7 protein-coding genes are annotated in these 6,061 nt (G+C 43.1%); 4 read left to right on the forward strand and 3 right to left on the reverse strand.

The features are described from left to right. The 4 genes from ONT08_RS16205 to ONT08_RS16220 all read left to right on the forward strand — a co-directional run bounded on the left by ONT08_RS16205 (position 1) and on the right by ONT08_RS16220 (position 3,822). On the forward strand, positions 1 to 960 hold the full coding sequence (locus tag ONT08_RS16205; protein WP_254974721.1) for a DUF4296 domain-containing protein: 960 nt from the start codon (positions 1 to 3) through the stop codon (positions 958 to 960). A gap of 16 nt (positions 961 to 976) precedes the next feature. Then, positions 977 to 1,201, forward strand: coding sequence for a hypothetical protein (locus tag ONT08_RS16210; protein WP_117586629.1), 225 nt, complete (start codon positions 977 to 979; stop codon positions 1,199 to 1,201). Positions 1,202 to 1,218: 17 nt separating this feature from the next. Then, positions 1,219 to 2,070, forward strand: a complete 852-nt coding sequence (nadC, locus tag ONT08_RS16215; protein ID WP_119235917.1) for a carboxylating nicotinate-nucleotide diphosphorylase — start codon at positions 1,219 to 1,221, stop codon at positions 2,068 to 2,070. Between the two features lie 117 nt (positions 2,071 to 2,187). Then, the gene (locus ONT08_RS16220) at positions 2,188 to 3,822 is read left to right on the forward strand and encodes a dipeptidase (protein WP_420493317.1); all 1,635 of its coding nucleotides are present in this window, start codon (positions 2,188 to 2,190) and stop codon (positions 3,820 to 3,822) included. 128 nt (positions 3,823 to 3,950) lie between these two features. Here the strand turns inward: ONT08_RS16220 and ONT08_RS16225 are convergent, their stop codons facing one another. From ONT08_RS16225 to ONT08_RS16235, 3 genes are all read right to left on the reverse strand, one after another. Next, entirely contained in the window at positions 3,951 to 4,511 is a 561-nt protein-coding gene (locus ONT08_RS16225) for an NADH peroxidase (RefSeq protein WP_117586627.1), read from the reverse strand. Between the two features lie 45 nt (positions 4,512 to 4,556). Continuing rightward, positions 4,557 to 5,006 (reverse strand): Fur family transcriptional regulator, encoded by a 450-nt coding sequence (locus ONT08_RS16230; RefSeq protein WP_117586626.1) that lies wholly within the window; start codon positions 5,004 to 5,006, stop codon positions 4,557 to 4,559. Positions 5,007 to 5,278: 272 nt separating this feature from the next. Then, complete coding sequence (locus ONT08_RS16235) at positions 5,279 to 5,878, reverse strand: LolA-like putative outer membrane lipoprotein chaperone (protein ID WP_117586624.1); 600 nt, start codon at positions 5,876 to 5,878, stop codon at positions 5,279 to 5,281. Between the last annotated feature and the right edge of the window lie 183 nt (positions 5,879 to 6,061).

Genomic DNA, 6,061 nt, shown 5'->3' on the forward strand with positions numbered 1-6,061 from the left:
ATGAAGAAAGCTTTTCTTTATCTCTGTTGGATAGTAACCTTTTGTGCAGCCTTCGCTTCTTGCAAGCCTTCGCTGCCAAGAGATGTGCTCTCTAAAGGAAAGATGACGGATATTCTCTTCGATTATCACATCGCTCTTGCTATGGCGCAGAACGAAGACGGTGGTAGTGAGAAGAATAGTCTGGCTTATCGCGAGGCTGTACTGAAGAAACATGATGTCACCTCGGCAGACTTCGACAGTTCGATGGTTTATTATATGCGCCATACAGAATTGCTGCATGATGTGTATAAGGATTTGGCTGAAAGATTGGATAAAGAGGTGGTTGCATTGGGTGGAAACAGTACAGGAAATAGTGATTTTGACAATCTTACTGCTGTTGGCGATACTGCCAATATCTGGAAGGATGCTACTTCGATGGTATTCTCGCCTGATGAGGGCTTCAACAGTCGCAGTTTTAAAATTGAAGCTGATACTGCTTTCCATAAGGGTGACCGGTTCCGTCTTGATTTCGAATCGCAGTTTATCTTCCAGGATGGTATGCGTGATGGTATCGCTTTGCTGGCTGTTCAGTTTAAGAACGATAGTGTGGCACAGACTGTAATTCATATTCAGAGTGCTCAGCACTATAGTGTAGAACTCGCTGATAATGATAGCCTTGGAATCAAATGTATAAAGGGGTACTTTATGTTGAATGAGGGTGGCTTCAGTTCTGATGCCGGTTCTTTGACGACTCTTAAACTGATGTTTGTCAATAAGATTCGTCTCATCCGTATGCATCCTAAAAGGGTGGCACCGGTTTCTTCTTCTGCAGCATCTTCTGATTCGGCAAAAGTAGATACTGCTCGTAAGACCCGTATACCAGGTCCGAGTGTTCCAGCACGTCCGGATGGAGCTTTGGCGCCTCCGACCAGTGCACCGGTTTCTATGCCTGATAAACCTATTCAGATGACGAGTAATTAGTCTGGATGTTTAAGATATGGCTGAAATGAGGAGATGCGGAGCCCATCAGGTGATATTGCCGGATGGCTCGATATTGCAGCAGGCTGTGGTAGAAATACAAGAGGGCAGGGTGGTGAACTACTTCGAGTTTCGCGAGGAGTTGCCGATGACCGAATGGTTAGGCGGCGAAATCCGGGTGGAACGCGATGAGGAAGGCATCCTCCGTGCCCTGTGGAACGGAAAAGTAATCAATAAACATTAAACATAAACATTAATAATATGTTAAGCGTAGATCAATTAGAAGACAAGTTGATAGACTTGGCATTTGCTGAGGATATCGGTGATGGCGACCACACAACTTTGTGTTGTATCCCAGAAGACGCCATGGGTAAGAGCCACTTGCTTATCAAGGAAGATGGCGTGTTGGCAGGTGTTGAAATGGCAAAGAAGGTATTTGCCCGTTTCGATCCTACCATGAAGGTAGAAGTGTTGCTTCAGGATGGAACCCATGTTAAGAAAGGTGACATTGCAATGATTGTAGAGGGTAAGACCCGTTCTTTGCTCCAGACAGAGCGTTTGATGCTCAATATCATGCAGCGTATGAGTGGCATTGCTACCATGACTGCTAAATATGTAAAGCGTCTTGAGGGTACAAAGACTCATATCCTTGACACCCGTAAGACTACTCCAGGTCTCCGTATGTTGGAGAAGCAGGCTGTGAAGATTGGTGGTGGTATGAACCATCGCATCGGTCTTTTTGATATGATTCTCTTGAAAGATAACCATATCGATTTTGCTGGTGGTATCGATAACGCTATCGACCGTTGCCATGCTTATCTGCAGGAGAAGGGCCTCGACCTAAAGATTGAAATCGAGGTTCGCAGTTTCGATGAACTTGACCAGGTATTGAAGCATGGTGGTGTAAATCGTATCATGCTCGATAACTTCTCTGTGCCTGATACTAAGAAGGCTGTAGACATCATCGCAGGTAAGTATGAGACTGAGTCTTCTGGCGGTATCACTTACGATACCATCCGCGATTATGCAGAGCAGGGAGTTGATTTCATCTCAGTTGGTGCCTTGACACATAGTGTGAAGGGCTTGGATATGAGTTTCAAGGCTTGCGAATAAGTGAAGAATGAAGAGGGAAGAGTGAAGAATTCAAATGCTCTTCTCTTTTTGTATATATAAACTTTGTATATATAAATTAAGGTATATTTTATGAATAAGATTTTTGCTTCTGCCTTGATGGCTGTGGCTATGTTGGGCAGTGTCTCTGAGGCTGAGGCATGTACCAACTTTATAGTAGGAAAAAAAGCATCGGTTGATGGATCTGTGATGTGTTCATATAGTGCCGATGACTATGGTATGTTCCAAAATCTCTGTCATTTTCCTGCCGGTAAGCATGCTAAGGGCGAGATGCGTAAGATTTACGATTGGGATACCAATAAATATCATGGTGAGATTCCGGAGGCTGCCGAGACTTATAATGTGATTGGCAATATCAATGAATGGCAGGTCACCATCGGTGAAACTACTTATGGTGGACGTGAGGAGATGGCTGATTCTACAGGTATCATGGACTATGGTTCACTCATTTATGTTGCCCTGCAGCGTAGTAAGACTGCCCGTGAGGCTATCAAAGTGATGACAACCATCGCCAATACTTACGGCTATAATTCAGAAGGCGAGACCTTTACCATCTGTGATCCGAACGAAGCTTGGATTATGGAGATGATGGGCAAGGGACCAGGCTCTAAGGGCGTGGTTTGGGTAGCTCTCCGTATTCCTGATAATGCAGTTTGTGCACATGCTAACCAGAGTCGCATCGGCAAGTTCAATATGAAGGACAAGAAAAACGTGATGTATGCCAAGGATGTCGTTTCTTTTGCTCGTAGTAAGGGATGGTATCAGGGCAAGGATGCTGATTTCTCATGGAAAATGGCATATGCTAAGCCTGATTTCTCAGGACGTCGTTTCTGCGATGCTCGTGCTTGGGCTCTTTTGAATCATTTTTATGATATGAGTCCTTATCTTGATTGGGCTTTGGGTAAGGATCCTAATGCGAAGGATATGCCTCTCTGGGTGGTTCCAAACAAGAAGGTGAGTGTTGCTGATGTTGAGGCTTGCATGCGTGACCATTATGAGGGTACACCTCTTTCTGTTGCTGATGGCACTGATATCGGAGGTGGTATCTGGCAGATGCCTTACAGGCCAACTCCATTGATGTTTAAGGTGGATGGAAAGCAGTGCTTCAACGAACGACCGGTCAGCACCCAGCAGAGTGGTTTTGTTTTTGTTAGCCAGATGCGTTCATGGATGCCTAGAGAGATTGGCGGTGTTCTTTGGTTTGGTAATGATGATGCCAATATGGTAGCGTTCACACCAATCTACTGTTCTTCTACAGTTCGTCCTGAGTGTTATAACACACCGGGAGCAGATGCAGTGAATTTCAGTTTCAAGAATGCTTACTGGGTGTGCAATATGACCAGCAATATGGTTTATCCTCGTTACAGCCAGATGTTCCCAACTTTAAAGGAGGTTCGTGACAGTCTGGATAACAGCTATTTTGCTGCACAGCCAGGTGTTGAGGCTAAGGCTCAGGAACTGTATGCACAGAATCCACAGGCTGCTGTCAAGTATCTCAATGATTATGGTATTGAGAAGGCACAGCAGATGTTGGCGCGTTGGCAACAGCTCTTCCAGTTTATGGTAGTGAAGTATAATGACATGATTATCAAGCCAACCAAAAAAGATGGCAGTTTCGAGAAGACTCCTTATGGATTAGGTGCAACCCCAGTTCGTCCTGGGTATCCTGAGAAATATGCCAAAGAACTTATTAAGCAAACAGGAGACAAGTTCCTGGTTCCTGAAACAAAGTAACAATATTTATCACCACATAAAGAAAGCCGATTCAAGTATATTACTATACAAGAATCGGCTTTCCTGTTTTCTTGACTTACAATACTAAATAGTATTATAATTTTTAAAGTTACGTCTTTTAAAATCTATTACTTGAAGTATCTCTTGTAGAGACCTGCAAAACCTGCACAGTGGCGGGCTTCATCCTTAGCCATCTCATGAACGGTATCGTGGATAGCATCTGAACCCTGCTCCTTAGCAAGCTTGGCAATGCGGAACTTATCCTCACAAGCACCCTTCTCTGCTGCAATACGAGCCTCGAGATTGCTCTTGGTATCACCCAAAACCTCACCGAGAAGTTCTGCAAAACGAGAAGCGTGATCAGCCTCCTCATAGGCATAACGTTTGTAAGCCTCTGCAATTTCAGGATAGCCCTCACGATCTGCCTGGCGTGCCATAGCAAGATACATACCTACCTCGCCACACTCACCATTGAAATGGTCCTTCAAACCCTTGATAACGTCTTCATTAACGCTATCCTTAAATGCCTGACCGAGAACGTGAACGGTAGCAAATGTCATATCGTCATCTACTGCATCTTCCATCTCTTTGAACTTGCTGGCTGGAGCCTTACAGATAGGGCACTTCTCAGGTGCTTCTGTACCTTCGTAAATGTAACCGCAAACGGTGCAAATAAACTTTTTCTTCATAATGCTTTTGTTTTAAATGTTGTTGTATAATTATTGTCTTTTGAATTAGTGAACAGTCTCTGTGAGAGGTGACTTTACGCCTTTTTTAGCGCATTCTGTACAGATTCCTCTGTAGTAGAGCTGTTCTTCCAATACGATGTTTCCTTCAATTTCCTTTCCTGGTTCCACTGTTGGAGCAGGTTCGCCGAAAAAGTCAATTACCTTGCCGCAATTTCTGCAATAGAAGTGAACGTGGCTTTTAATATTTCCATCATAACATACGCGATGTTCATCGATTGTGATCATCTGAGCCGCATTGTGCTCACTCAACATTCTGAGTGTATTGTAAACGGTTGTCTTGCTCAATGTTGGGATACTTTCAGCTAATCCTTTGTACACATCCTCGATAGTTGGATGAGTGGGATGATTGATAAGCCAATCCATGATGGCAATACGCTGGAGTGATGGTCGGATACCTTTCTCCACGAGTCTTTGATAGGCTTCTGTCTGCTTCATAATTACTTGTTTTTATAATTTGTTGTTGCAAAGATAAGCAATTCTTTTGTATCCGCCAAATATTTTTGCAAAAATCCCAAAGTATTTTTGAAAGTTTTACAATTGCATAGTTGTTTTAAGATTTGTTGTGCAAAAAGGTAGAGCCTATGATTCGCTTTTGGAAATTATTGATACTAAAACCCTTTTGGAAAAAGTAATTCCCCGTCACGCTACCGGAGTGTTGTGGCGGGGAATCTTATTTGAAAATAAACTTTATACGATATTTCAGGCGATTATCTCAGGTCGATGACTTCAGCTCCTGGACATTCCTTGCTGTTGAAATTGAATGTGCTGTTAGAAACGCTCTTGGCTCTGAAGTTACTTACCGTGATGGTACTCCAGGTATTGCCCTGTCGCATCTTGACAACTGATGGAATATGTGTCTTTTTGTTGATGGTGATATACATTTCGGCTACAGAACGTTTCTGGTTATTGGCAACGAGATGTACTACATAGTTACTGCCTGCTGTCTTGAGCGTTGACTTATAACCAGTCTTATATATATTAATAAAGGTATAAGGGTTCATGGACATCTGCTGAGCCTGTGTAGGGTTGCTGACATTCACCTCGTTGGTTTTCTTTAGATAAGTCCACTGGGTCTTGCCGTTGAACCAGACGATGGCTTGCGGGGTATGGGCGTTAAACTTGTTGCCTTTGATGGCAATACTGCCGCTTGCTGATCCATACTTAGAACTGCTCATCTTGAAGTTGGCGCTAGCTCCACCTTTGTTGCCAATAACGGCAGCGGTCTTATCAAGTACCTGTTGCGCAGTCTGCGCCATGGCTCCGATGCTCATCATTGCAACGAAAGCCAATGCTAAAATCTTTTTCATTTTTATCTTTTCCTTTCTTTTAAAATTCTATGTTATATCTTCTATCTTCTAAAATTTCATACTCTATCATAAAGCCGTAAAAACGTCTTTTCTCTCTTAGACGTTTTCACGGCTTCAGGGTTTAATAATTTAACCTTTTCCAATATTATCTTCTTTCATACCCTTAGTTATTTACTAAAATTA

Origin of the sequence: Segatella copri (assembly GCF_026015465.1) — a bacterium.
Lineage (GTDB): Bacteria > Bacteroidota > Bacteroidia > Bacteroidales > Bacteroidaceae > Prevotella > Prevotella copri_E.